The sequence below is a fragment of the Vibrio sp. YT-17 genome (assembly GCF_033337375.1).
GTDB lineage: Bacteria > Pseudomonadota > Gammaproteobacteria > Enterobacterales > Vibrionaceae > Vibrio > Vibrio alginolyticus.
Window position 1 is genome coordinate 67,198 of sequence record NZ_JAWOQP010000015.1, and the last position, 26,985, is coordinate 94,182.

At 44.3% G+C, this 26,985-nt stretch carries 25 protein-coding genes; 15 read left to right on the top strand and 10 right to left on the bottom strand.

Annotated elements, in window-relative coordinates:
- Positions 1-14 precede the first annotated feature (14 nt).
- Genes R7F67_RS15455 through R7F67_RS15465 form a run of 3 tightly spaced genes read left to right on the top strand, consistent with a single transcriptional unit; the run spans position 15 to position 4,126 of the window.
- Entirely contained in the window at positions 15-863 is an 849-nt protein-coding gene (locus tag R7F67_RS15455; protein WP_017635266.1) for an ABC transporter ATP-binding protein, read from the top strand.
- Entirely contained in the window at positions 853-2,367 is a 1,515-nt protein-coding gene (locus tag R7F67_RS15460) for an ABC transporter substrate-binding protein (RefSeq protein WP_318057260.1), read from the top strand. Before R7F67_RS15455 ends, R7F67_RS15460 begins: the two co-directional genes overlap by 11 nt.
- A 46-nt stretch (positions 2,368-2,413) precedes the next feature.
- Entirely contained in the window at positions 2,414-4,126 is a 1,713-nt protein-coding gene (locus R7F67_RS15465; RefSeq protein WP_196363368.1) for an ABC transporter permease subunit, read from the top strand.
- 313 nt (positions 4,127-4,439) lie between these two features.
- Here R7F67_RS15465 and R7F67_RS15470 read toward each other — a convergent pair whose 3' ends face one another.
- Positions 4,440-5,240, bottom strand: a complete 801-nt coding sequence (locus R7F67_RS15470; RefSeq protein WP_202599865.1) for a hypothetical protein — start codon at positions 5,238-5,240, stop codon at positions 4,440-4,442.
- Positions 5,241-5,527: 287 nt separating this feature from the next.
- Between R7F67_RS15470 and R7F67_RS15475 the strand changes: the two genes are divergently transcribed.
- A complete protein-coding gene (locus R7F67_RS15475) occupies positions 5,528-6,430 on the top strand; it encodes a DMT family transporter (protein WP_053303811.1) in 903 nt (300 codons plus the stop codon).
- 91 nt (positions 6,431-6,521) lie between these two features.
- On the opposite strand, the gene R7F67_RS15480 is transcribed toward R7F67_RS15475, so the two are convergent.
- Positions 6,522-7,421: a LysR family transcriptional regulator gene (locus tag R7F67_RS15480; RefSeq protein ID WP_053303810.1), complete on the bottom strand. Its 900-nt coding sequence runs from the start codon at positions 7,419-7,421 to the stop codon at positions 6,522-6,524.
- Between the two features lie 147 nt (positions 7,422-7,568).
- On the opposite strand from R7F67_RS15480, the gene R7F67_RS15485 reads away from it, so the two are divergent.
- From R7F67_RS15485 to R7F67_RS15500, 4 genes are all read left to right on the top strand, one after another.
- Positions 7,569-8,108 carry an NADPH-dependent FMN reductase gene (locus R7F67_RS15485; protein WP_053303809.1) on the top strand — a complete coding sequence of 180 codons (540 nt, stop codon included), beginning with the start codon at positions 7,569-7,571 and terminating at the stop codon, positions 8,106-8,108.
- A 10-nt stretch (positions 8,109-8,118) separates the two neighbouring features.
- Positions 8,119-8,583 (top strand): Dps family protein, encoded by a 465-nt coding sequence (locus R7F67_RS15490; protein WP_053303808.1) that lies wholly within the window; start codon positions 8,119-8,121, stop codon positions 8,581-8,583.
- Between the two features lie 96 nt (positions 8,584-8,679).
- Entirely contained in the window at positions 8,680-9,561 is an 882-nt protein-coding gene (locus R7F67_RS15495) for a glutathione S-transferase C-terminal domain-containing protein (RefSeq protein WP_318057261.1), read from the top strand.
- Between the two features lie 32 nt (positions 9,562-9,593).
- Positions 9,594-10,229, top strand: coding sequence for a DsbA family protein (locus R7F67_RS15500; RefSeq protein WP_053303806.1), 636 nt, complete (start codon positions 9,594-9,596; stop codon positions 10,227-10,229).
- A gap of 359 nt (positions 10,230-10,588) precedes the next feature.
- On the opposite strand, the gene rcnR is transcribed toward R7F67_RS15500, so the two are convergent.
- Positions 10,589-10,861: a Ni(II)/Co(II)-binding transcriptional repressor RcnR gene (gene rcnR, locus R7F67_RS15505; RefSeq protein WP_005375370.1), complete on the bottom strand. Its 273-nt coding sequence runs from the start codon at positions 10,859-10,861 to the stop codon at positions 10,589-10,591.
- Positions 10,862-10,996: 135 nt separating this feature from the next.
- On the opposite strand from rcnR, the gene R7F67_RS15510 reads away from it, so the two are divergent.
- Positions 10,997-12,073, top strand: a complete 1,077-nt coding sequence (locus tag R7F67_RS15510; protein WP_318057262.1) for a nickel/cobalt efflux protein RcnA — start codon at positions 10,997-10,999, stop codon at positions 12,071-12,073.
- Positions 12,074-12,623: 550 nt separating this feature from the next.
- A complete protein-coding gene (locus R7F67_RS15515; RefSeq protein ID WP_017635256.1) occupies positions 12,624-14,183 on the top strand; it encodes a methyl-accepting chemotaxis protein in 1,560 nt (519 codons plus the stop codon).
- Between the two features lie 148 nt (positions 14,184-14,331).
- On the opposite strand, the gene R7F67_RS15520 is transcribed toward R7F67_RS15515, so the two are convergent.
- Positions 14,332-15,231 carry a LysR family transcriptional regulator gene (locus tag R7F67_RS15520; protein ID WP_053303804.1) on the bottom strand — a complete coding sequence of 300 codons (900 nt, stop codon included), beginning with the start codon at positions 15,229-15,231 and terminating at the stop codon, positions 14,332-14,334.
- A 141-nt stretch (positions 15,232-15,372) separates the two neighbouring features.
- Here R7F67_RS15520 and accD point away from each other — a divergent pair, with 141 nt between their 5' ends.
- Positions 15,373-16,236, top strand: coding sequence for an acetyl-CoA carboxylase, carboxyltransferase subunit beta (accD, locus tag R7F67_RS15525; RefSeq protein WP_053350528.1), 864 nt, complete (start codon positions 15,373-15,375; stop codon positions 16,234-16,236).
- 31 nt (positions 16,237-16,267) lie between these two features.
- Here the strand turns inward: accD and R7F67_RS15530 are convergent, their stop codons facing one another.
- Positions 16,268-17,245 (bottom strand): hypothetical protein, encoded by a 978-nt coding sequence (locus R7F67_RS15530; RefSeq protein WP_318057263.1) that lies wholly within the window; start codon positions 17,243-17,245, stop codon positions 16,268-16,270.
- Between the two features lie 448 nt (positions 17,246-17,693).
- Between R7F67_RS15530 and R7F67_RS15535 the strand changes: the two genes are divergently transcribed.
- Complete coding sequence (locus tag R7F67_RS15535; protein WP_054574450.1) at positions 17,694-20,120, top strand: M9 family metallopeptidase; 2,427 nt, start codon at positions 17,694-17,696, stop codon at positions 20,118-20,120.
- 282 nt (positions 20,121-20,402) lie between these two features.
- On the top strand, positions 20,403-20,633 hold the full coding sequence (locus R7F67_RS15540; RefSeq protein ID WP_005375384.1) for a PAS factor family protein: 231 nt from the start codon (positions 20,403-20,405) through the stop codon (positions 20,631-20,633).
- Positions 20,634-20,707: 74 nt separating this feature from the next.
- Here R7F67_RS15540 and R7F67_RS15545 read toward each other — a convergent pair whose 3' ends face one another.
- Together R7F67_RS15545 and R7F67_RS15550 are read right to left on the bottom strand one after the other, a co-directional pair.
- Entirely contained in the window at positions 20,708-21,088 is a 381-nt protein-coding gene (locus R7F67_RS15545) for a carboxymuconolactone decarboxylase family protein (RefSeq protein ID WP_054728771.1), read from the bottom strand.
- A 58-nt stretch (positions 21,089-21,146) separates the two neighbouring features.
- Positions 21,147-21,503 carry a MerR family transcriptional regulator gene (locus R7F67_RS15550; protein ID WP_047101703.1) on the bottom strand — a complete coding sequence of 119 codons (357 nt, stop codon included), beginning with the start codon at positions 21,501-21,503 and terminating at the stop codon, positions 21,147-21,149.
- Between the two features lie 520 nt (positions 21,504-22,023).
- Between R7F67_RS15550 and R7F67_RS15555 the strand changes: the two genes are divergently transcribed.
- Positions 22,024-23,373, top strand: coding sequence for an alpha-amylase family protein (locus R7F67_RS15555; protein WP_047101701.1), 1,350 nt, complete (start codon positions 22,024-22,026; stop codon positions 23,371-23,373).
- A gap of 108 nt (positions 23,374-23,481) precedes the next feature.
- On the opposite strand, the gene R7F67_RS15560 is transcribed toward R7F67_RS15555, so the two are convergent.
- Entirely contained in the window at positions 23,482-23,775 is a 294-nt protein-coding gene (locus R7F67_RS15560) for an ArsR/SmtB family transcription factor (protein ID WP_047101698.1), read from the bottom strand.
- Between the two features lie 245 nt (positions 23,776-24,020).
- Between R7F67_RS15560 and R7F67_RS15565 the strand changes: the two genes are divergently transcribed.
- Positions 24,021-24,314: a hypothetical protein gene (locus tag R7F67_RS15565; protein WP_005375389.1), complete on the top strand. Its 294-nt coding sequence runs from the start codon at positions 24,021-24,023 to the stop codon at positions 24,312-24,314.
- A gap of 92 nt (positions 24,315-24,406) precedes the next feature.
- On the opposite strand, the gene R7F67_RS15570 is transcribed toward R7F67_RS15565, so the two are convergent.
- Positions 24,407-26,371 (bottom strand): monovalent cation:proton antiporter-2 (CPA2) family protein, encoded by a 1,965-nt coding sequence (locus R7F67_RS15570; RefSeq protein ID WP_206958965.1) that lies wholly within the window; start codon positions 26,369-26,371, stop codon positions 24,407-24,409.
- The gene (locus tag R7F67_RS15575) at positions 26,368-26,985 is read right to left on the bottom strand and encodes an NAD(P)H-dependent oxidoreductase (RefSeq protein WP_047101696.1); all 618 of its coding nucleotides are present in this window, start codon (positions 26,983-26,985) and stop codon (positions 26,368-26,370) included. The genes R7F67_RS15570 and R7F67_RS15575 overlap by 4 nt, the downstream gene beginning before the upstream one ends.

Consider the following 26,985-nt stretch of genomic DNA (forward strand, 5'->3'; position numbering starts at 1 on the left):
CTCTGGAGCCTATTTTGACTAAGCACAACTTGAGCGGGCACACGCAGCCTAAATCGGCGGAAGTTCGCTTTGAGCAAGCCAGTGTTCACTATTACTCCAAACCAAGTTGGTTAGGGGGCAAACCGTTTAAAGCGCTCGAACAACTGGATCTTGCCATCGACACAAAGAACATTGCGATTGTTGGTCCTTCTGGTGCGGGTAAATCGACCTTGATTGAACTTCTGTTTGGTCTTCGTAAACCCACATCTGGTGAAGTGTATGTGTGTGGTTATCCGTTATCGCGTAGCTCGGCTAAGCAGCGTCAAGAGTTGTGTCAGCACATTCAACTGATTCCTCAAGAGCCGCAATCGAGCTTGAATCCGTACTACACCGTTCGCCAGATCTTACTGGAGCCGCTAAGCAACATTGGTTTGACGCAAGAGCTTAACGAGAAGGTGGAAAAGGTTTTGACGGATGTCGGTTTGGATCTCACATTGCTGGATCGTAACCCGCAGCAATTATCAGTTGGGCAAGCTCAACGTGTGGCTATCGCCAGAGCTTTGATTGTTGAGCCTTGCGTGTTGGTTGCCGATGAGCCAACCAGTAGCTTAGACCCCGTCAGTCGTAAACAGATTCTCGACTTGTTGGCAGGCATTCAAAAGAGTCGTCAGATGCGCTTGATTTTGGTGACACATGACCTCGATGCGGCACAAACCCTATGCGATGAAATCCTAGTGTTAGACAAAGGACGCGTTGTCGAGCACGGCACAGCACAGAACGTGACAAATAACCCATCGCACTTGATCACGAGAGCCTTGATGAGCGCTCAACACAAAAGTAATGAATTCACAAAAACCATTGGAGAGGTTTCTTATGCACCTTAGTACTCCCAAGTTAGCTTTGTCGCTGGCTTTAAGCGCACTGCTGACGGGTTGTTTTGACTCTGGCGAAAGCAAGCCAGAAGCGGAAAAAGCAGCTGCACCGCAAGCAACGGAAATTCGCGTTGCCATGATGCAACCACCACGCACAGGTTTGTCACCACTTTCAGATGACGCGTTCAAACTGTCACGTTGGAGCACGGCAGAAACGCTGGTGAACCTAAACGATCAGTCGGTAGCAGAGCCTATGCTGGCAACAGAGTGGGAACAAATTGACCCGATGACGTGGCAATTTACGGTACGTAAGGGCGTGAAATTCCACGATGGTTCTGACCTTGATGCCAATGCGGTTGTGAACTCTCTACAAAAAGCATTAGATGCCGCTCCTAAGCCACGCATTTTGGATGGTATCGAATGGCAAGTTCGCGCATTGGACGACTTCACTGTTGAAATCAAAACGACCTTTAACGATCCACTGTTGCCAAGCCGTCTTTCTAGCCCACAGCTAGCGATCCTTTCTGGTGCTGCATATCAAGAAAACGGTCGTGTTGTGCCAATCAATGCGGGTACGGGTCCATTCGTTCTGATAGAAATCAACGGGACAACCAGCGCAAAACTGAAGCGTTTTGACGGTTACTGGGGTGAAAAAGCAAAAGTAGACAGTATCTTTGCTGAATACGTACCAAACGGTTTTGCTCGTGCTGCAGCGCTGCGTACCGGTGAGGCGGATGTAGTTGAAGCGGTTCCTGTATCGCAAATCGCGATGATGGAATCTTCACAGCTGCACGAAGTCGCCATGCCGCGTACCAACACGCTTTACCTAAACAACAAATCAGATGTGTTTAGCCAGTTCGGTTTGCGTAAAGCAGCGGCTCAAGCGGTTAACCGTGAGCAAATCATCAAAACGGTTTACGAGAACCACGCCGATTCAGCAAAAGGTTTGTTAGGTCCTGCATTGGCATGGGCTCAGCCAATTCGTGATGCGAACCCTCGTATGGAAACCATGGAAATGCGCCACGCGAACGGTGAGAAGATCACCATCGGTACATTTACCGACCGTGCTGAGTTGCCAGAAGTAGCGGTGCTGCTAAAGCAACAACTTGAAGCGGCTGGCTTTGTGGTTGAGCTAGATGTTCGTGAATACGCACAAATCGAAAACGATGCACTAGCAGGTAAGTTCGATGCGTTCTTGTTGTCACGTGCAACAGTGCTGGATTCTGGTGACCCAGTAGCGTACATGCAAAGTGACTTTAGTTGTAAAGGTTCTTACAACCTAGGTCAGTTCTGCTCTGAAGAAGTGGACGCAGCATTGAAACACGCTGATCGTCAGCCATTGGGTGAGAAACGCCAACAAGCGATAATCGAAGCAGAAAGCAAAATCCTTGAGCAATACGCTGTGATTCCACTGCTTCACGAGCGTGTAATCCAAGGTGAGAGTGACCGCGTGAAGAATGCACAACGTGACCCACGTGAGCGTCGCCTGATCGACCAGTTTACTGAGGTGAACTAACTCGATGTCGTCTGTTGCCAACATGCGCTTTCGTTGGGGCGCTTGTATGCCCGAATGGTTTGCGCGTTTTTTGTCGCGCTTCCTGTCACTCGGGGTAGTGGTTGTACTGGTGGGTTTGATGCCGGATATTGCCGGTATCGATCCAAGCCAATCAATCCTCCGTGCCCGTGCGGGGGCTCAACAATTGCTGACGGCAGAAGCTCTGCAAGCAATTCGAGAAGATCTTCAACTTGACCGCAGCGCTGCTGAGCGACTGTGGGATTGGTTGACGCTTGCCATGCAAGGTGACCTAGGTGTCTCTTGGGTGAGCGGGGCGTCCGTCATGGAGAGCGTTCAACAAACCGCAAAAACGTCACTATTACTGATGCTTACAGCGTTAGGTATGGCATTTGTAATGTGCATGGCGAGCGTGCTTTACACCGTGCGTCGTTGGCAACAGAATCGTTTAGACAAGCATCATGACACGCTCAGTTCGGTGTTGGTCTCATTGCCAGAATACGTGATTGCTTCGTTGCTGATCATGGTGTTTTCCATTTGGTTGGGCTGGTTCCCGCCTTATGGTTGGCAAGGCGTGCAAAACCTCTGGCTACCAAGTTTGGCAATGGCATTGCCTGCTGCTGGCTTGTTCGGGCGCTTGCTCAATGACAGCCTCAAGCGAGTATTAGATGAGCCTTGGGTGATCACTTGGCTATCGGCAAACGTCAGTAAGTTTCAAATCTTACGCTTTGCCTTGTGGCGTGCCGTTAGTAACTTGATTCCTCAAATCGCAATGACGGTGATTGGTTTAACCGGCGGCGCGGTTGCTGTGGAACAAGTGTTTTCCATTCCGGGCATCGGACGACTAATCTTAGGCGCAGCGAAGTCACAAGATCTACCGATGCTGCAAGGTGGCTTGTTGGTGTTGCTGGTGTTCTCGATGTTGATCAGCAGTGCGAGCATCTTATTGCAACGCTGGTTACTCGGGCACAGTGTCACGAGTGGCAAGTTGATCAGCAGTCACAGCACGTTCCGTTTTACCCAAAGCACCACCAAACGTATCGTCAGTGCAACAATCTTTGCCTTGCTGATTGGTTGTGCGGGATGGGCGTTAATGCGCGATCCTTACACTATCCAATTTACTCGCCTTGAATCGCCTAGCTTAGCAGCACCGTTTGGTGCCGATGCGGTTGGTCGAGATCTGCTTGCTCGTGTTGGCGGCGGTATGATGTCGACAATCAAAATGGGCATCATCGCAACCTTCCTTAGTTTGGTGATTGGTTTGCTGCTCGGCTTTGTGACTCGTTATAGCCAAGGCTTAATTGAGATTACCAAAGGTGTGCCATACATTGTGGCGGGTCTGCTGATTGCTGGTCTAACGGGGATGAACCCAAACAGTGCCTTGATTGCGATTGTTATGGTGTCATGGGCACCATTAGCAGCGCACTGTGCAAGTTTGTTGATGGAAGCCAAAGCGCAGCCTTACACGCATCTTGCGCCCATTTGGGGAACCAGTCAGTGGCGAGTACTCCGTTACTACTTGTTGCCTTATGTGCTGCCGCCATTGATTCGTCATGCGTTTCTACGTTTGCCGTACATTACGCTCAGCCTGACTTCTCTGAGTTTTATCGGACTTGGCGTTAAGCCGCCAGAACCTGAGTGGGGTTTATTGATTGCGGAAAACTTGCCTTACATCGAGCGCTCACCATTGGGTGTCTTGCTGCCAATCTCAGGTTTAGTTTTGATGGCAATTGCGGTGAATTTGATTTTTGATGACAAGTGACGAGCAGCGATAAAGCGAAGTGAGCTTCCATATCCAGATGTAATCAGTAATTTGGTAATTTAGAAAACAAAAGGATGTGTTTTCTGCCAGAAAGTACACAGCACGGTCTATGTATATTGGAAGCGCTCAATCCCCACTTATTACCTATACAGTTGGCTTTTCTATCGCTAAGCTGTTGCTAGTTAAAGAAAAGTTATACTTACCAAGGACACTTCGTTAACCAAAGGAGTGATATCCCCTAAAAATGAAAAAAGACTCAGCAAGTAAGCCGAGTCATTTTTTTCGTTAGTCTTGGTTTGTCGTACTTTTGATATTAATCCAGTAGCTTTGGAATATCGCCGCTGAAGTCGATCCATGAGTTAGTACCCAGCGTTTCCGTACCTTCAACACTCGGCTCTTCATAACGCATAACAAAGTTTTTAGGGCCGTGTGCATAAGCGACAACCAAGCCATAAGGTGCATCTAAGAACCCACCATGAGGTACGAGACCTGGGTAGCTGATTCGCCACGCATCACCATCTAGTGAGACGTGACTCAGCGTCAGTTTACCAATCACATTGTCTGGTAATACAAAGAACCAAGTCCATGGCCCACCAGACACGATGGTCATCACTTCATCGATACCTACGCCATTCTCTGAGCTATTAACATGTAACTTGCCGAATTTTTCTTGTAGAAAGTGCATAACTTCTGGAGTCATTGCTTTCATATCATAAACCTTTGGATATGGAGCAACGCCTACTTCAGACGTCGATAGGAAACCGCCTCTGTGTGCCTCTGGTAATCGGCCAGCTTTTTCGATTTGATCCAGTAAGTCACCACGGTGCATAGAAAATAGTGAGATTAGTTTTTCACTTTCTTCCTTTGTAATAGCTCTTTTTTTGGATATTTCCAGAATAGGTTTGGCTTCTTCAGGCAGCGAAACGGTACTAACTCGCACACCAATAGTTTTGAGCACTTCGTTGACCTTCTCAACGCCTTGAGTTGGCGCTCTACCATCACTGTAAGACAGAGTCAGCTGACCCTCTGTTGACATTGTTTTTGCTACGCTTTGTGCGATCGGCATAGTGGCAATCATGCTCACTAATACTAAATTGATCCATTTTTTCATCATTCGGTCTCCTGCTTGATTATAGGACGATGAGTTGTGTTTTCAGGCCTAAGTGTAGAAGTCGCGCTAAATCAGATAAACAGCACTCAGGTAAACAAATTGTTTACCAATAGTGAACTGACGATGTGGAGGTGTATTAATAAGGAGTCAATTACTACAAACTATTTCTCTTTGGTAAACAGTTAAGTTACTAAATGGAGCTTTAATTACTCAATGCGGCTGTTATGGTTAAGTCTTTAGTGCTTGAGCACTAGTAGAGTATTTATCCCCTTAAAATAGATGGCCTTGATGTGAAAAATATTAAATATCACCTTTTGTCCTTATTAGTGACAGCGCTGGTTGCAGGATCTTTTTTATCTTCAGAAAAACTATCCGGTGTAATCAATCCATTCTCCTTAACGTTATTGAGATTCCTGCTTGCAGCACTGGTATTGTTTCCTTTTATTCTGACAAAGAAACATCGCATCAAAATGGCAAAAGATGTGTTTCCAAGAAGTCTTATCATGAGCCTTTTCTTTGCGATCTTTTTTATATGTATGTTCAGGGCTTTGCAGACAACCACGGCATTAAACACAGGCACACTGTATACATTAGTGCCATTTATTACTGCCATTGTTAGTGTTTTCCTCTTTAAGGAAAAATTATCTATTCAGATGCTTGGCGTTTATTTGGTAGGGACTGTCGGGACATGTTGGGTGGTTGTGAAAGGAGATTTAGAGACATTATTGAAACTAAACCTCAACAAAGGAGATATTTTGTTTTTGCTCGGGTGTATGTCTATGGTGTGTTTTTCTGTCTCGATGAAAGTTTTTCATCGTGGAGAAGAAACCATTGTTACCGTGTTTTGTACTCTGATTGGCGGTGCCTTCTGGATGTTGCTGGCATTGTTTGTATTCCATCAACCACTAGACTGGTTTGCATTAAATGCCGAGCTTACCTTGCACATGCTATACCTCGCTTTGTTTGCGACATTGCTCTCAACCTTTATCATCCACAAAGCCACCGTTGTACTGGGGCCTGCAAAAGTGATGGCTTATATTTATCTAAGTCCTGTATTTGTTGCTTTTATCATGTTGTTATTTGATGGAAAGAGTATACCCACAGCTGTATATCCTGGTATTGCACTATCCATTCTTTCTACTGTGGTATTGCAAGTGTCGAATAGTCAGGCCGAGCGAAATCAAGTCTGTTGAAAAATCTGGCCACCTTCTCACATCTGGCCACCTTCTCACAAAGGTTGCGTTTTCATGCTCAGGTAATCAATTTGACAGGAGAAGATGAAGGCTAGTGCTGTTTGTTTTCGAAGTGTTTAACGACAAAATCAATAAAAGTTCTGACTTTTTGAGATTGCTCTTTATGGAAAGGATAAACAACATACAGTGAATGCCTATCAGCTTGCCACATCGATAAAACCTCAACTAATTCCCCAGATTCTAACTCGCCTTTAACGAATAAATCCGGCAGCAATAAAATACCATGGCCTGAGCACGCTGTTTGCTTGAGCGCTAATCCATTGTTTACGACATAAGAACTTGATTGAAGCTCGATCTCTTTGACTTCATCCTCATTTCTGAATAGCCAACGTCTTGCTGACGAAGAAAAACTGTATATGAGGCACTTATGATGAGCGAGATCTTCTGGCTTAAGAATCTCGCTGGATTTTGAAAGATATTCAGGAGAAGCGCAAAGCACTCGTCTCATATCGATAAGCTTTCGGGATCTTAAACTAGAATTGCTTAATTCTCCCCCTCCTCGAATCGCTATATCAATGCCTGAGTCGATGAGATCGACATATTGGTCACTCATGACAACTTCAATAGACAAATCAGGATATTGGTGCATGAATTCACAAATGATGGGGTTAATTTCTAAAATTCCTAACGACATAGGAACGCTTATTTTCAGTGATCCTTTTAACGTATGAGACGACTCGATGACTGACAAATCAGCATGTTTCAAATCATCTAATATGTTGCAAACCTGATTGTAGTAAAGTTGACCATTATCCGTTATGTGCATGTTACGCGTAGTTCGGTTTATCAGAGGGCTTTTAAGATAGTCTTCCAACTCATTGATATTCTTACTAACGGCTGCTTTTGACAGACTTAAATCTTCAGCTGCTGCTTTGAAGCTTCCCAGTTCCACAACCCTTCTGAAAACGGTTAGCGCCCTTATTTTATCCACTTCGACCTCATTTAAACTCTTATTGTTTACCAAAAGTAAACTATTTAGTTACTAACATATAGTTTATTCACCAATGCTAGTCAATTAGTATTTATTGTAATCACCAACACTGAGGTGTTGACCTTAAATACCTAACAGGACTAACTCATGAAAAAGATACTCGCGCTCTCGGGAAGTAATCACAGTCAGTCAATCCATAATACTCTGATTCGTTCCTTGGCTGAAAAAGCCACCCAAACTAAAGTGACCATCATCGAATTGAAAGATTTCGATTTGCCAATGTATGGCATTGATGCAGAGTCAAAAGGTATACCAGCCGACGCCATCACATTGAGACAAATGATGAATGAACACGATGCGCTGATTATTGCTTCTCCTGAGCACAACGGCTCTATGCCCGCATTTTTAAAGAATGTCATTGACTGGCTTTCACGTGTTGCTGAATCAGGTAAATCCTTCTTTGGTGACGATAAGAAACCCGTTCTTTTAGTCAGTACTTCTCCTGGACCGAATGGCGGTGCGACCAATCTCAGAACGATGGCGGAGCTAATGCCATGGTGGGGTGGCGACGTTAAAGGAATCTACAGTTTAGGGAGTTATCAGGAGAAAATTCACGATGGTGAGTTTGACGTAGCGACTAAAGTTGAACTGGAAGCGCTGATGTCTTCCTTTGAAAACGCACTATAGGAGCGTAGGTATGAAAGTGGATATTGGTATAAACGAACAGGATCGTGTTGTGATTGGAGAAGCGCTTAAACGCCTTCTGGCAGACTCCTACACTTTGTATTTGCAAACGCATAATTTTCATTGGAACGTTACTGGCCCCCAATTTCGCGAGCTACATCTTATGTTTGAAGAGCAATACAACGCATTGGCAATCGCCGTCGATGACATTGCTGAGCGAATACGAACACTAGGTGAAGTTGCGCCAGGGACTTACAAAGCGTTCGCCGACCTTAGCTCAGTTTCTGAAGTAGATGGCGTGCCCTCAGCAGAACAAATGGTGTCTATTCTTGTTCGTTCTCATGAGCAAGTGGTCAAGACTTGCCGAGACGTTCTGAAATTGGCTCAGGATGGGGATGATGAATCTTCTGCTTCATTGGTTTCTGATCGAATGCGAGAGCATGAAAAAACAGCCTGGATGTTACGTTCAATGCTGTGAGTCAAATTCGTCGCTGTATACCTTAACAATGTAACGTTGAGCGAAAGCTCGCGTTATTACATATGTTTCCTTAATTTAAGTATGTAGGTGCACCCCATGGCTGTTTTAGAAAAAGGGATTTGGTATCCAAATAAAGAAGTAAAAGACCTGTCTCATGAGGACAGCTTTGAATTGCCAAAAGTCGCTGAGCAAGGGCGTTATCACTTGTACATGTCGTTTGCTTGCCCTTTTGCCCATCGGCCTTATCTGGTGATCAATTACCTAGGATTGAATGACGCAATAACTGTTTCTTCTGTTGCAGCAAAGCGATATTCCGACGGATGGTTATTTGACGATGCTAACTCAGATCCTTTGTACGGCTCTCAAAACTTGATAGAGCTTTACCAACGAGCAAATCCAAATTACACGGGAAGAGCAATAGTACCGATACTATGGGACAGACAAGATCATGCAATTGTAGGTAATGATTCCTCTGCGATAGCAATGGAGCTTGCTACCAACTGGCTACCTTTAGCTAAGAACAAAGTTGAGTTGGTTCCAGATAGTCTGCGAGAAGAAATAGAAAAGCTCAACGAGTGGTTACACGTCAATGTGAATCGAAAGGTCTACCACGTTGGTTTTGCCACAGAGCAGGCAGAATATGATCTAGCCAGTGACACCTTATTTGATGCTATGGAGCAGTTGAACAACAGGCTAAGTCAAACTCGTTATCTGTATGGTTCGAATATCACACTATCGGATCTGTTTCTGTTACCCACACTTGTCAGGTTTGAAGCCGTTTATGAAGTTCACTTTAAGGCCAATAAAAAGCCACTAAAAGCCTTCGATAACCTTTACCAGTATATGCTGGATTTACTCAGTCATGAGAGCATCAGAAAAACGATCGATATCGAGTACATGAAGTTGCATTACTACTTCTCGCACAAGCACATTAACCCTTATGGAATTGTTCCAGCAGGACCGGTCATTAGTTGGTAAGCCAGTAATACTTTCAATCTTGGAGAAAAGTAATGAGCAAAAAAATTAGAGTCGATTTTTTTCACGACGTCATTTGTGGGTGGTGTTATGTTTTGTCACCTCGACTACGCCAGCTTGAAAAAGAGTTTAATTTAGATATCCATCATCATGCATTTGCTTTGTCTGCCTCACGGGAAGAAATGATTGGCAAGTTTGGCTCAATGAAACAAGCGAAGCAAATTATTTTGGAACACTGGGAGCAATGTGCGCGTGCCGACGATAAAAAGCGCGTAAACGTAGAAGGGATGCGTCAGCAGACGTTTGAATACCCATTTTCAACGCCAGGTTTGGTGGCATGTAAGGCGGCTGAACAACAGGGAGGATCCAGTGCTTACTGGGACTATTTTGATGCTGTTACACATGCACATATGAGTGAAAACAGAAATATTGGTGATTTGGACGAGCTTACAGAAATTGCTGGTGAGGTTGGGCTGAATAAGGCTCGTTTTCTTGAGGACTTTGCTTCTCCGGAGCGACAAGCTGAGATACAGCGTGACAGAAAGTTGGCTCAAGAATATGACATCACTTCTACGCCAACGTTGGTTATCAATAAAGGGTGGGTTGTACCGGGTGCTCTCGGTATCAATACATTGCGTAAAACATTAAAAGAGCTCACAAATAAAGTTTGAGTCCCAAGAAAAGCCTTTTCAAATTTTCACAATGCCTTTTGCCAGCTAGATAGCTGGCTTTTTTCAATTTGTGTGAGTTAAAGTTATCCATCTGATGGATATAAGTACTTTCCAACCTGAATAGATTTTGCCCCTATGTGTATCAAGTCGGTTCTGGTTAAAGTTGCAGCCAGAATGATTGATGTGAGCATTATTAGGGAATTTACGGCACTATGTGAGGTTGTTACGGAATATATTGTTATGTAAATGGCAGGTAGTATGGTCTATATCTGCCATTGCTATTTCCCGCTTAGTAAGCGATTACCTATAAAGGATCTATTCGAGTTTAACCTTAGTGACTTTACTCTAGCGAAGTAGGGTTACTTTATATAAGAGTCCAGTACTTTTAATACGACTTCCATATCTTTTTCACGTTGAGTTTTGTCTTCCTCAAGTACGACGTGTTCAAGTAAGTGACCTTTAATTACTTCTCGCATCAAACCATTTACTGCCCCCCGAATAGCGGCAATCTGCTGCAACACATCTTGGCATTCATGCTCTTCTTCCAGCATTTTTTTAAGTCCATTCACCTGACCCTGTATTTTACTGACTCGAGTGTTGAGCTTCTTTTGATCTCTGGTTGTATGCGACATGTCTTATCTTCTTTAAGTTACGGGCAGAGTTATTCTAACTGATAATGTAGCACTCAATTTATACTGGGGGGTAGTATTTAATACTAGGGGGGAGTATAGTTTGCGATAAATTAGAATCAACAACAGAGAACAACAATGGATTTTGTCGCGTTACTACAACAAGGTAATGGGTGGTTCTTTATTCCCAGTGCCATTTTGCTTGGCGCTTTGCATGGTTTAGAACCTGGGCACTCTAAAACGATGATGGCGGCGTTCATTGTCGCGGTGAAAGGAACGGTCAAACAAGCCGTGATGCTGGGTTTAGCTGCCACACTTTCTCACACTGTAATTGTATGGTTAATCGCTGTTGGCGGGATGTATATTAGCCAGAAATTCACCGCTGAAGCGGCTGAACCATGGATGCAACTTATGTCTGGGGTCATTATCGTGACAACCGGCGTATGGATGTTTTGGCGGACATGGAGCGATGAGCGAGCTTGGAACAAAGCTCAGGATCATGCTCGCGATTGGACGACGCAAGTTGTGGATACAGGACATGGGCATGTTTCGCTTTCGATTACAGAGGAAGGGGAGCATCACCGTTTCCAGTTGCGAACACTCATCGGTAAACCTTTAACTGCTGAAGGTATCAAGGTTTCGGTATCGAGTGATGGTTATCAACCTGCTGATATTTATCACTTTATAGAGCGTGATGGATACTTGGAATCGGCGTCTTGCATTGAAGTCTCTAATGGACTTTCTGTCACTTTGATCATCGGGCACCATGATCATACCCATGACTTTGATGTACATTTCCGTCCTGGTTCTCATTTAGAAAGCGAAGATAAGGAATATCAAGATGCTCACGAGCGCGCTCACGCTTTAGACATTCAAAAGCGCTTTGAGAATCGAGACGTGACGAATGGGCAAATTCTGCTGTTTGGATTAACGGGCGGTTTGATTCCATGCCCTGCTGCGGTAACGGTTTTGCTTATCTGTTTGCAGCTTAAGGCAATGACTCTTGGTGCGACTTTAGTTGTGTCATTCAGTATTGGCTTAGCCTTGACTCTGGTTGCTGTTGGCGTTGTGGCAGCAGTGGGCGTGCAAAAAGCGACATCTAAATGGAGCGGTTTGAATGATGTTGCACGTCGAGCTCCTTACTTATCGGGCGTCTTGATCAGTGCAGTTGGTTTATACATGGGTATGCATGGATACATATCGCTGACGAGCTAAACTCTGTGGTAAAGATTTTTTTCCTTTCTTTTTTTATGGGCAATGGCTTCATGCCTTGGTTTGCATATTTTGCTGCCGATTCTTGATTGAGAATTACTCGATCTGACATCGCTGCCATATCTACAAACCAAGTCATTCTCGCTTCACCAAACATCTCGTATTACAACCGCTGCGATTGTGGCTCTAATATCTGAACCTGAGATACTAAATGATAAAACGGGAGCACTGACCACAGCGCTCCCGACGGTCAAAACGCTAATTAGAAGTCTTTTCTTTAATGTTCGATACCAATTTGGTCGCATAGTTAAATTTAACTATGCAAACGTTTCCTTTTGCGTACTCGTCCCTTCGCCAAACCTCGTAGAAATGTGACGTTTTGAAGACTTTTTTTCCTTCTGTCTAAAGTAATCGGGAACCAAGCAGATACATAGTTATAAAGTTATGTCTTGCTCTGCCAAACAGACCCAAAATGCAGTTTGGTTGGTTTTGGAGAAGAAAGGCTTAGCGCTCGATTAATGAGCATCAATTGAATTGTATTGAGACAATTATAATGAAAAGAATCATCTTATTAGCAGTCTGCGCCATGTTTGGTATTGCTGTCGTGGCGAGTATGGCATCAACGTACCTAATTTCGAGTCAGAAAATCGATGACATCATCTTAAACAAATCCCAAGTTCAAGCTGAGTTTCTAGCGGGAAATGCGAGTTATATTTTGGAGAACTCAGCCAATCCAATGCAAGATTTACAATCGCTTGTTGAGGGGCTGAAACAACGTTCAGACGTGAGTTATGCCGTTGTAATTGACCGTAACGTAACGGCAGTAGCCCACAGTGATAAGCACAAGCTGAACAAAACCTATAACGATGAATATACTGTTGAAGGCGCGACGAGAGGTGTTCAACAGTACTCAAAGTGGTATGCCGATGTCCAGAAAGTATGGGTGTTTGACATCATGGCACCAATTTATGTGGATGGTCAGTTATACGGTACTTTTGATATTGGTATTCCTATTACCGAAGTGAGCCAAGCGACGAATGGAATTATTACTTACCAGTTGATCTCTATGGTGGCGATCTTCGTTATGTGTGTTTTGATTCTGTCACTTCTGCTAAATAAACTGATGAGACCGCTTTCTGCGCTTAAAGACGCTCTACAAGACATCTCAAAAGGAGACGGAGACTTAACCGTTCGTTTGCCAGCGAAAGGTAATGACGAAGTCGCGCAAATTTCTTCTGCTTTCAACGTTTTTGTTGGGAAAGTACATGAGATTATTACACAAGTTGTAAATACTGGTGTGGAGCTTAATAGTTCAGCTGTCGCTTTGCGTGGGCAATCTCAGCAAGCGCTCACAAGAGGGCAAGAGCAGAACGAGCAAACCATGCTGGTTGTCACATCCATGAACGAAATGATTGCGACGGTCAATGAAATTGCCTCCAATGCTGCCGGAGCGGCAAATGCTGCGAGTGCAGCAAGTAATGAAGCGCAAGATGGCTACACGACGCTAGAAAGAACCAAAACGGCGATGACTAATCTTGAAAACGAGATGAACAGCACTTCCAACATTATCGTGAGTCTTGCTGAAAATACTCAGTCGATTGGTAGTATTCTAGAGGTGATTAGAGGTATTTCGGAGCAAACCAATCTATTGGCTCTCAATGCGGCTATCGAAGCTGCACGCGCTGGTGATGCCGGCCGAGGTTTTGCAGTAGTCGCTGATGAAGTTCGCAACCTAGCGACTAAAACGGCTCATTCTACCGATGAAATTGACAATATGATTCACCAGCTACAAACTGAAGCTCAAAGTGCGGTGAATTCAATGAGTAATAGTAAGACTCTTATTGAAGAAGGAACGGCAGAAACTGAGTTAGCTCGACAGGCTTTAGAAGCAATAGCTGCACAAGTGACGACTATTTCAGATATCAATACTCAAGTAGCAACCGCAACAGAACAGCAATCAACGGTAGCAAACGAAATTAATATGAACATGGATACCGTCAGCCACTCAGTGAAAAGTGCGCTAACGGCGAGTGAGCAACTAGAAGAATCAAGTCAACAACTCGCGGAGCTATCGCGAACACTCGATCGTCACGTGGGAGCGTTTAGAATCTAAACGCCAACTGACCCTCTTTAATAAAAAGCCAGTAAATGTTAATTGCTGGCTTTTTTATTTGAAAAAATCGAGTCTCAAATCGCTTAGCGGTGTCTGTCCTTTCTAAACGATAAAACAAAATATGATAAATTAGTTGAGTAAAGCTTAGCTAAGCGTTAAGTTTCGCATTTTGCTTTAAATGTTCAACAAATATAGATATTTTCTTAGCTACATGTTTTCTAGACGAGTAAAAGGCGTAAAGCACTAAATCCTCAGGTTCGTACTCTAGAGTGACGATTTCTAGCTCACCATTTTTGATCTCATTTTGGCATGACTCAATTGGCAATATTGCGTATCCAAGCCCTGATAACGCGCCATATCTGGCGAGATGACCGCTGTTTACTTTGAATGAAGATTGCACAGTTTGAGTAATATGGCCCCCAACAGGGTTTCTGAATACCCATGGTGCACCATTTACTGCGGTAAGCGTCGTGATGCAGGGAACATGACTTAGATCCGTAATTTTGTAAGGGGTGGCGTATTTCTCAATTAGTTGAGGCGCGGCTAAAATGGCACTGGGCCAGCGTTTTATCTCTCTCGCCACCCAGTTACTGTCTGACAAAGTCCCTCTATGAAAACTCAAAATGACATCAAAGCTGTCAATAACATCATCTTTAGGGTTTAGCGTTGTATCGCAAGACAAAGAGATTGACGGGTATTGCGTGCAAAAGGTGACAACCGCTTTGGCCAGTACAGGTGTGTCTGGCATAAGAATTCGCAGTTTCCCTGTTACCGTGTGTGAGTGGCGCGTTACCGTTTCTAGTGCGGCGTTGAGTTGCTCCAATAACGGATGAGTGCTGCTATAGAGCTCTTCTCCAGCCTCGGTAGGCGTCATTCGCCTTGTTGTTCTATTGAACAACCTAATGTTTAACTTTTCTTCAAGCAGGGCAATGTGTCGGCTGATATTTGATGTTGGTATGTTCAAACACTCAGCGGCTCGCTTAAAGCTGTTGTTCTCATAAACACAGTGAAAACTTTTTAACCAGATTTGGTCAACGTTATCAAACATTTCATTATCCCACTTTATTGGATTATCAAGCCAGCATATCGCACTTTATCTCTGTACTAAGTTACATACAATTTTATTTACAAGTTTAAGCGAACAAACAACGAGATATCGCGCTAGAACGTAATCAATAGTGGTGAATTTATGAGCTGGTTAGAACGGTTATTTGAGAATAAAAATATAATAGGTTCGCGCAAAGCGTCTATCCCTGAGGGCGTTTGGACAAAGTGTCCTGTGTGTGAACAAATACTTTATCGTGCCGCGTTAAAAGAAAATTTGGAAGTATGCCCTAAATGCTCATATCACATGAGAATGGCTGCGCGTCAAAGGTTGATCTCTTTTCTGGACCATGGAACACAACAAGAGTTGGCAAGTGAGTTGGAGCCACAAGATATTTTGGGTTTTAAAGACTTAAAGCGATATAAAGAGCGAATTGCTTTAGCACAGAAAACGACTGGAGAAAAAGATGCGTTGGTGGTGATGGAGGGCAAGTTATTGGGGCTGCCTGTTGTTGCGTGTGCATTCGAATTCTCTTTCATGGCAGGCTCGATGGGCGCAGTGGTTGGCGAGAAGTTTGTCCGAGCAGTTGAAAGCGCAATTAATACAAAATCTGGGTTAGTATGTTTTTCCGCTTGCGGAGGGGCGCGCATGCAAGAGTCTTTGGTGGCACTCATGCAAATGTCAAAAACCAGCGCCGCGTTAAACCACTTATCTGAGCACAGATTACCCTATATCTCAGTATTGACGGACCAAACTTATGGTGGCGTCTCGGCGAGTTTAGCCATGTTAGGAGACATCAATATTGGTGAACCTAAAGCAAGTATTGGCTTTGCGGGAAGACGGGTCATTGAGCAAACGGTACGTGAAAAGCTACCAGACGAGTTTCAGCGAAGTGAATTTTTACTAGCGCATGGTGCGCTAGATATGATTGTCGATAGACGTGAAATGCGCGATCGCGTTGGCCGCTTACTGGCTAAGTTAACCAACGCGAGGGTGGTCTCAGAATAGGTTGTATTAAAGTTAGACTTAGTACTTGCGTTTATTGAGCCGTAATCATTACAAACCGTTCATTTTGCCCCCATCTTGGTTCCGCATTCATTAGGCTGAGATCCAACGCCGTTTGGTATGGGTCAACAGCAAAATGGTCGCTTACTAACCCCCAGAGCATCCAGTTGATTGCGGTTTCATTCTCGGTAAGCTCTTCGAGTGGCGCTTGGAGGAAAAAGTACTCATCTTCGCCATCGTAACCGAGCCGATCATAGATAATGTTGCGTAGCTCTCGATCCAAATCATGTTGGAGGTTGATTGAGTCGTACAGTTGCTCTTCTGTTGGGCCATTCTCATGGTGATAAACATTGCGTTTTGACTCTTTGTGTAAAGTACCTGCGCCAGTTTCAATGCTTACTTTCTTTTGCGAGTGTTGCTCAAGAACTTGAATGATTTCATCCTCTAGTTGATCGAGTTTACTCAGCAAAACTTGATTGTTTATGTCACCAGCGGGGGAGGCCATCGTTTGGAAGTCTTTCACTCTCTCGTAGACTGCTTTCCCGTGAGGAAGGGCTGCAAAACACTGTTCTTGGAGCGCTTCATTGGCTTGCCAAATGCCCGAGTAGAGCTCGTAATCATGTGTATATGGTGGAAGCTCTTCAGTATCTTCCCCTAATAATTCTCGCCAGCGCTTTTGCCACTGTTCTTCTTTTGCGTGTTTTACACGCGCGTATTGCTTAACCCAGCGGTTACGAAGTTTTACCCCAAAAATGGCAAGTCCCCATGGAGCGAGCAAATAAAAATAATAGTGAGAAGAGTTATCCCAAAAGTAACCGTAAACGTAAACACCAAAAGCAAGCACCCAAGTTCCAATAGTACAAGCAATAACCCCGGACATTATTGATGATTGGCGCTTTGTTTCTCTTAATGTATTACCTTCAGAACATAACCAAAAAATGCCGCCAAAAACAAAGGCAAACGTTGTCATGAAGTAGGCAATCCCCGCTCCCCAAAATCCCCAAAGTGACATGTATTATCCCTAGCCAAATATCTGCTTTATTCACTCATCAATGACTGGAGGAGTAAATGTGTTTGATTTGGCGGAGAATTTACCATTAATGCCAACCTTTTGATATGCACTCTATGACTTATTGGGAATGAGTCACAAATAAAAATAGATGGTATCAAGCATCAAAATTTAATTTAGAACCTTTGATTGTCGTGAACTCTATCTGGAAGAGTTAAGGGGGGCGTTTAAGGGCAATTTTCCTCATAAAGTCGTTATTTAGAAAAAGGTAAATTAATGTTTTTATTGATAATTGTGAGTTTTTTTGGAGTGGGACTGCTCCCATTTAATTAGAGTAAAAGACCTATTTTTGGGAGCGGTTTCATAAATTTTATGACACTGATTTCACTGTTTGAGCTGTAAAGAATATAAACCCCCACTCAATGTATGTTAATAATCAATGAGTGTTGTTATGTCTCATATCCGTTTTTTCCCGCGCCATCGTTTGGCGCTTGCTTGTATGCTAGCGAGTGTGTCTGGCTTCTCTTTTGCACAAAATCAGTGTGCTGTTGCTGATTTACAACAATCGCGAGATCTGGCTACTGCCGTTTCTGGTGCTGAGTATGATTGCTACCACGCTTGGTTTTCAGCACCTTCAGAAACGCTGAATGATATCTATAGTGAAGCGAGCCTAAGCCGTATCCAAGTCGCGCTGGATCAAGAAATCGCTCGCTATCGTGGTGAAGCAGATCAAGCTCGTATTCTAGAGAACCTAGGCGAATTTATTCGAGCGGCCTACTACGTTCGCTACAACGCTGGTACTGGTACACCTGAGTTTTCGCAAGCGTTGAGTCAGCGTTTTGCTCAGTCGACGAACCTATTCCTAAACAACCCTCATGCTTTGGATCAAGGTCGTGAACAAGTTGGTGCAATGAAGAGCCTGACTTTGATGGTTGATAACGTTAAGCAGTTGCCGCTGACCATGGATAGCATGATGGCCGCGTTGATGCACTTTAATCGTGAAACCGCGCAGGACACGCAATGGGTCGATGGTTTAAACAACTTGTTCCGCTCTATGGCAGGCCATGCGGCGAACGATGCGTTCTACCGATACATGGCAAACAATACACACCATATTGATACGTTGGTGAAATTCGCATCTGATAATGCTTGGGCATTAGATACGGATGCAAGCTTTATCGTTTTCAATGCATTACGTGAAACTGGTCGTTTGCTCGCGAGCCCAGATCAGGAGACCAAACGCAAAGCATTGGCAGTAATGCAACAGGTGATGCAGCGTTATCCACTGGGTAGTGAGCATGACAAACTATGGCTTGCTGCCGTTGAAATGATGAGCTACTACGCACCAGAAGGCCTAAATGGTCTGAATATTGAGCAAGCCAAGCAAGATTTAGCTGCACGTGTAATGCCAAATCGTTTTGAATGTCAGGGACCTGCCATTATTCGCTCTGAGGATCTGACCGATGCTCAAGCAGCGAAAGCGTGTGAAGTGCTAGCGGCAAAAGAAGCCGACTTCCATCGAGTTGCGAATACGGGTAATCAACCTGTCGCTGATGATTTGAATGATCGTGTTGAAGTGGCGGTATTCGCGAGTAACACTAGTTACGTTGATTACTCTTCATTCCTATTTGGTAATACAACGGACAACGGTGGTCAGTACCTAGAAGGTGACCCTTCAAAAGCGGACAATACTGCGCGTTTCGTCGCTTATCGCTACGCGAATGGTGAAGATCTCTCTATCTTGAACCTAGAACATGAATACACGCACTATTTAGATGCACGATTTAACCAATACGGTTCGTTCAGCGATAACTTGGCTCATGGTCATATTGTTTGGTGGCTAGAAGGTTTTGCTGAATACATGCATTACAAGCAAGGTTACCAAGCTGCGATTGAGCTGATTGCAGATGGTAAACTGAGCCTTTCCACTGTGTTTGATACCACGTACTCTCACGATACCAATCGTATCTATCGTTGGGGTTATCTAGCTGTTCGATTCATGTTAGAAAATCATCCACAAGACGTCGAAAGCTTGTTGGCATTGTCGCGCTCTGGCCAGTTCGAACAATGGGCACAGCAGGTGACGTCTTTAGGTCAACAATACGATGCTGAGTTTGAACGTTGGTTGGACACATTAAAAGTGGAACCTGAGCAACCTGATACAGACCCAGAAGAGCCAACAGAACCAACAAGCCCTGAAGCACAAGTGACTGAATTGACGGCGAACCAAAGCCTTCAGCTCAGTGGCGAAGCATACAGCGAAAAACTGTTCTACGTTGATGTTCCAGCCAACACCGTTAACTTCAATGTATCTATTGAGGGTGCGGGTGATGCGGATCTTTACATGAGCTACAACAAAGTCGCGCATTACTATGATTTCGAAATGAGTCAATATGCTGATGGCAGCAATGAAGAGATTGTGTTTGAACCAGAGCAAGATGGTTACGTTAAAGCGGGTCGTTACTACATCAGCTTAACTGGACGTGATAGCTATGACTCAGTAAATCTTGTGGCTGCGTTAGAAGTGGAAGCGCAAACACCGCCAACCCAAGTGCAAGATGATTTAGCACCTGTGGTACTAGAGTCTGGTGAAGCCAAAATGCTTACCGTTCACAAGCAGCGTTATGCAGCAGTTCATGTGCCTGAAGGTGTAGAAGAGGTTCGTGTATGGCTAACGGCTCACTCTCAAACTGGTAATGTCGATCTATACGCGAGTAGGGAGCATTGGCCTACAGTAGAGCAGCACGAGTATGCGTCCAACTATGCAGGCAGCAATGAATACCTTGCGATTCCTGTTACTGAAGCAGGGTACGTGCACTTCGCTCTTCAGGCTCCAGAGCAAGGCGATGACGTTGAAATGCTAGTGCACTTCAACTAAACAGGTTCGATTAACTAAAGTCGAGATAAAACGTCGCTGATACAGCGACGTTTTTGTTTATATCGGACACGATTATAAACAAACAGCGGCGAATGCTAGTTAATCGGCTGATCTATCGAGTTATCAGTTGCCCTTTTTCTAAACGGCTTTAGGTTTGTATTGCAATTTACCGCGCACATAAACTTTTTTAGCGACGCGTTCTGTGACCTAGCTTCTGATTTGTGTTTCCCAAATGGATACAATATATATGCACCCCGTGCAATAAAGTGAAAAGGGAAAGACATGAAAACGCTTATTTATGAAACGTTGATTAGCCTTGCTAACCAAGAACCAGAACAACATGCAAGAATCCGACAAAATCTCTATGAACAGTTGGATCTGCCGTTCGATAAGCAGCTGGCTTTGTATTCTTGTGCCCTTGGTCCTGCAAGTTCAGGCAAGTTGGAGAGCAGTCAAGGCATTAACAACGCGGTAGATTGCGCGGTTAAACTGCTTGAAACTCCTGAGCGCTAATTCACTCGTTGTTTTAATCACGGCCCGAACCCCAAGGGCCGTTTTTAATTGCGGTTAAATTGATTTCAACGTCGTTATTGCTCTGCTCTTTCCGCTAGCACTTCTTTGAATGCAAACATGCCGTTTAATGCCGCGGGAAACCCTGCGTAGACGGACATCTGCAAAATGATCTCTTTAATCTCATCCTCGCTACAGCCTACATTCAGCGCTGCATTTAAGTGCACTTTTAGTTGCGGCGCGCAATTCCCCATTGCCGTTAGCGCGGCGACGGTTGCGATTTCTCTCGATTTTAGGTCTAAGCCCGGGCGAGCATAAATATCGCCAAACGGATACTCAATGGTGTACTGAGCTAAATCTGGACAAATATCTTGTAAGCTTTCGATGACATTATGACCAGCGTCGCCATCAATTTGAGAGAGTAGTTCTAATCCTTTGTTAAAGCGTGATTGTTCCATCGGTATGTTCCTAGTGAATAAACGTAAACACACCTTAATCGTTAGAGTTAACTCTAAGTCAACGAACTTTTCCGCTTTTATACAAGGCAATTTTTTCTTCTAGAGCCGATAAGTGCTTTTTCTGTTGTTCAATGTGGCGTTTGAGGTTTTCTTGGTGGCGTTCTAACAGGGCTTGACGTTGTGGTACAGATTGAGAGCCGACTTCCCTTAATTTGGCATACTCTAGAATCTCTTCAAGTGGCATTGCAGTTTCTTTTAAACGCTTAACAAAGCTTATCCAGTTTAGATCTTTCGAACTATACATTCGATGTCCACTCGCGTTTCTATGGACATGTTTAAGTAAACCGATTTTTTCATAGTATCGAAGTGTATGAGCAGATAGCCCGACGAGGTCAGAAAATTCTTTGATATTCATTATTATCCTCCAAGGTAGAGCATACCCCATAGAGATAAGCTAAGTTTCGCATTTTGAAGTCATTTCGGGACAGATACAAACAGAAATCTTTAGTCTTTTAACGCTAGGTATGGTGATTTACTGGATTTTTGAAACGCGCCAAACGTGATCCATCTGCCAGTTTCGTTTTATTAACAATTGATTACTCAACGGGTTGGCTTGGCTATTTTTATCCTTTGGGCCTATTTTAGGGCGTACATAGGTCTTATGTTCTATCTTTTTGAATTTAAGTTTTTGTTAATCAAAACAATGCCTTAGTTTTGTGTTGGTCTGTTCGGGTTGTATGTCGTGTGCCCGTTATTCACTCAGAACGATTTATCGCTGTGCAATGGATGAGTCGCTACGCCTTCGATTTCAGCCTTGAGTTAGTGCTAAAAGGGTGAGTGCCTCTGATGAATAGCTTTTATAATTTCGATTATTGAATTCACTCACAAAAAAATGCAAACAAGTAATCGTGAGTGGAAACGAGCAGGAGAACAACATGAGTGGCTCACAGGAAACACAATCATTCGGTGCAAACGTTATCTTACATGCGTTTGATTGGAAGTATGCTGACATTGCCCAACGAGCAAAAGAAATCCGCGAGCTTGGTTATGGCTCTGTGTTGGTTTCGCCACCAATGAAAAGCGCACACGATGAGCGCTGGTGGCAGCGTTATCAACCACAGGATTATCGTGTTATCGATAATGCCTTGGGTGATACCAAAGATTTTATTCATATGGTTCGTGAACTGGAGCAAGTTGGTGTGTGGGTTTATGCCGACGTAGTGTTTAACCATATGGCAAATGAGGCCCACCTTCGCAGAGACCTTCAGTACCCAAGACAAGAGGTCTTGGAGGAATACCAGAACAACAAACAGAAATATCAGTCGCTAGCGTTGTTTGGCGATCTATCTCAACCACTTTTTGATGAAGAGGACTTTGTTGAAGCATTCGGCATCAAAGACTGGAAAGATAAGTGGCAGGTTCAAAACGGACGTATCACAGGTGGGCCAACCGACCCTGGCTTGCCAACTCTTCGTGTTTGTGACCATGTCGTTGAACAGCAGCGAGCGTACCTAACGGCGCTGAAAGCTATTGGTGTGAAAGGTTTTCGTATTGACGCTGCGAAACACATGACGTTAGAGCATCTTAAGCGTGTTTGGACAGACGACATCACGCGGGATGTGCACATATTTGGCGAAATTATTACCGATGGCGGTGCGACGGAAGAAGAGTATCAGCTGTTTCTTGAGCCGTATCTACAGGAAACTCGCCTAGGTGCGTACGATTTCCCTTTGTTCTCAACCATGTTTAAGGCGTTTGCTAAAAAGGGTAGCTTCAAGTCTCTGATTGATCCCTATTGTTTTGGTCAGGCTCTGTCCCCCGGTCGTGCGATTACATTTGCTATCACACATGATATTCCTAACAATGATGTCTTTCTTGAGCTCATCATGGACGAGGAAAACGAATGGTTAGCTTATGCCTATATTCTAGGCCGAGATGGTGGTGTGCCGTTGATTTATACCGACTTAAACACTAGCGGTATTAAAGGTAAAAATGGTCAGCCAAGATGGCAGGGTGCATGGAGCGATCCGAGAATGGCAAAAATGATCCAGTTCCATAATATGACGCATGGCGAGCCGATGAGTGTTCTTGAAGGTAACGATGACATGCTCGTACTTAAGCGAGGTGACAAAGGTATTGTGGTGCTTAATAAATCACAGCGTCAACAGTCTTTGACATTAAAAATCGATGGTGATTGGGTTGATTTGATGACAGAACAAATCATTCCAAGTGACGGTAAGTTAATCGTACCATCTAAGTCGTCGATGTTACTCGTCGCGAACTAGAAGATGTACACACCGAGGTTAGCAATTTCGGTGTGTATGTTTATCATCGTCATTCACGTTCTGCTGAAATTCAATATAAACTCAAACTCTCTCGTTTTTGCTAGAAATTTATGAGCACTCGTTAACGCAACATTCTGCTTTTAAAAAAACAATTACGTCATCTAAGCACTGATATTCTGCAACACAAAAAAGGGTTCTACCCTCTCGGCGCTGGGTGAGAAGACCAGCTGAAGCAAGGCTCGAGATATGATGAGAGAGAGTGGATGCTGGAATGCCAAGCTTTTCTTGTACGCCGCCTACCGCGATACCTTTGTATCCCGCTTTGACGACTTCTTTGTAAATACTTAAACGAGTCGGATGCCCTAACTCTTTTAGTGCTTTAGCAACGGCTTCAAGCTCCATACTGACCTCTAAAGAATGACCACAGTAATTTTGTTTCGATAATAGGGAAAGTCTCAGTAAATGCCAACTATTACGATCTCAGAACAATTTAAATCAGATGAGATTCATACTGGCTCATGCCTTCATGACAACAGTTGTCTGTTCTAATGAGACAGATCAATCTTCATTATTATTTCACGCCACGTTCAAAATCCCTCGTCTACACTCAATGTTGAGTTGTCAGTTGGCAGACCAAGGAGGCGGCCATGATTGCGGTTCATAGAGATTATTGTTTGTCTAACAGTTCGGAGTTACATGCCCACGTTAAAGTCAATCCTGTCGGTAAATTAGAAGTTGAGATTGTTGAACTTCAAGAGCGCCACACCACAGAGTTTGATGATTTGTCTTTTGAGAGTCGTGGGTGTGAAACTCGAATCTGTGGTAAAGAAGACACAACTCCGTGGCAGTTCAATCTTGCAGTTACTGATGCGTTAGAGCTTTCTCATTTAGTGGAAGAAGCAAACGAAGAGTATGAGATTTTAATGAATGATCTTATGTAATATCGAGAAGATCATTTTATCCTGCACGGCGTGTGGCTCTGTACTGAAAAAATAAAAACCTCCCAAGCGGGAGGTTTTTAATATGGAGTGCGTTATCGTTGGATAGGCTCTTCTCTTGGTGGTGTTAGCTCTTGGACGTTATCTTCATTAAAGTCATCGGCGTAACCTTTAGGTGGCGGTGTCCAACCACGTTCTGACCGCGATAGTTTGTCATGACGATCTTTTTGCATCTCTTCCGCCATTTTCTCCTCTAACTGAATAAACAGTTGTCGGAAATTGTTGTCATAGCGTTCACCTTCAGAATCATCCTCCCAAGCTTTGTAAAGTATTTCTGACTTACGTGCTTCAACACGCTTATATGTCGCCTTCTGTTGTTCAACAAAGAAGGGGTGAATGCCAAGGGCTTTCATTGTGTGACCGCCCATCTCCAATGCAGAATGGTAGGTCTCTGATTCAATAATATCAGCCCCCGCTTGACGCAAAAGATAGCCATGTCCACGGTCAAAGGCACGTGCAATCACTGTTACTTTTGGGTACGTGTGCTTAACGTACTTCACCAGTTCTACACTCGATTCTTGGTTATCAATCGCCACAACCAAAGCAGCGGCGTGCTCAATGCCGGCTGTATGTAGCATATCTGGTCGAGTCGCGTCGCCAAAATAGGCGCGAGTGCCAATTTGGCGCATGTTATCGACTTGGTCAGATTGATGGTCAAGTACCACGGTAGTCACGCCGTTTGATACCAATAGGCGATTCACTATTTGTCCAAAGCGGCCGATGCCGGCGATGATCACCGTGCCTGTTTCCTCAATCGTATCGCTTTCGCGTTCATTTGACTGGCTTTCAAAGCGCGGCAGAATCACTCTATCAAACAGAATAAACAAACCTGGTGTCAGGAACATCGAAATCGCAACCACTAACGCAAGAGTTTGTGAGAGTTCAAATGGGATGACGTGGTTTTGCACTGAAAAGCTTAGAAGCACAAAGCCGAATTCACCTGCTTGAGCCAAGCTTAGGGTAAACAGCCAGCGGTTGCTGCCTTTCACCCTAAATATCAGTGCAAGAATAAACAGCACCAAGGCTTTCAAAACCATCACGCCAATGGTCAGCGCCATGATCAGCCAGAAATCACCAAATAGAACCGAGAAGTTGATCCCTGCGCCAACGGTAATAAAGAAAAGACCCAGCAATAAGCCTTTAAATGGTTCGATGTTGGACTCTAATTCGTGGCGGAATTCACTGTTTGCCAATACAACGCCAGCCAAGAAGGTTCCTAGGGCAGGAGATAAGCCCACTAAACTCATCAGCGCAGCGATACCAATGACCAGCATGAGTGCAGTTGCGGTAAAGATTTCTCGCAAACCAGAGCTAGCCACATAATTGAGCAGCGGTCGACTTAAAAAGTGTCCACCAACGACGACGATTGCTATCGATGCTGTGATTACGATGCCGTATGCCCAGCCTGGCAACCCCGCAACGAGGCTTAATTCTTCATGGTGCGCTGCGGCTGTTTGTGCTGCGGACTGTGCCTGTTCAATTAATTCAGGTAAGGCCAATAGGGGAATGAACGCCAACATTGGTATCACTGCAATATCTTGAAAAAGCAACACGGAGAAAGCGTTTTGTCCACCTTCCGTCTTCGTTAATCCTTTTTCGCTAAAAGTTTGCAAAACAATCGCAGTAGAAGAGAGAGCGAAGATCAAACCTATGGCTAAGGCTATGGTCCAAGGCTGGTCAAAGTATAAGGCAATACCCATAATCGCCGCGACGGTACCGCCGACTTGCAGACCTCCTAAGCCCATTAAGCGATTGCGCATCGCCCACAACATTTTGGGTTCGAGCTCTAAGCCAACGAGAAACAGCATCATCACCACGCCAAACTCGGCAAAGTGCTGTATTGTCGTTGTTTCTTCACCGACTAAACCGATAATTGGGCCAATGACCACACCTGCGATGAGATAGCCTAAAACGGACCCAAGTCCCAAACGCTTAGCAAGTGGGACTGCAATTACAGCAGCAATCAAATATACGAAGGCTTGTAAGAATATCCCTGTCATGAAGCCTCCTTAATGAGCTCTGGCAATGCGCTGTTAAGCTTGATTAATGACGCCGCAGCTTCAACATCCAACCTATCTTCGACTAAAGCTGTTAGCAGGCTCTTGTACCGCTCGACATGACGAGGGATTCGCCCTTCTTCATCTGCTGTACGTGCGCCAAACATCGCGAGAGGGGCAATGTAGTTCATGCCGGTCAGTGCGGACATTTGTTCAATAGGCGCAAGCAGTTGACGAATCGTAAAGTGGTTGTAGCCCTCTGCCTTATAAGCTTCTTCTTTACCCCCTGCAGACAGCACACAAAGCATGGTCTTATCTTGCAGTGCTGTGCCATCTGTACCGTAAGCAAAGCCATATTCCAAAACCAGATCTTGCCACTCTTTTAAAATCGCAGGCGTTGAATACCAATATAGTGGAAATTGGAAAATCACCACGTCATGCTCACGTAAGCGTTGCTGCTCACGGTCGATATTAATATCGAAACGAGGGTATTCGCCATAGAGATCAACACATGTCACGCCTTCAATTTTTTGAGCTTCTTTGAAAAGTGGAGTATTCACTTCTGAACGATGCTGGGAAGGATGAGCAAAGAGAATGAGTACTTTTTTATTTGCCAT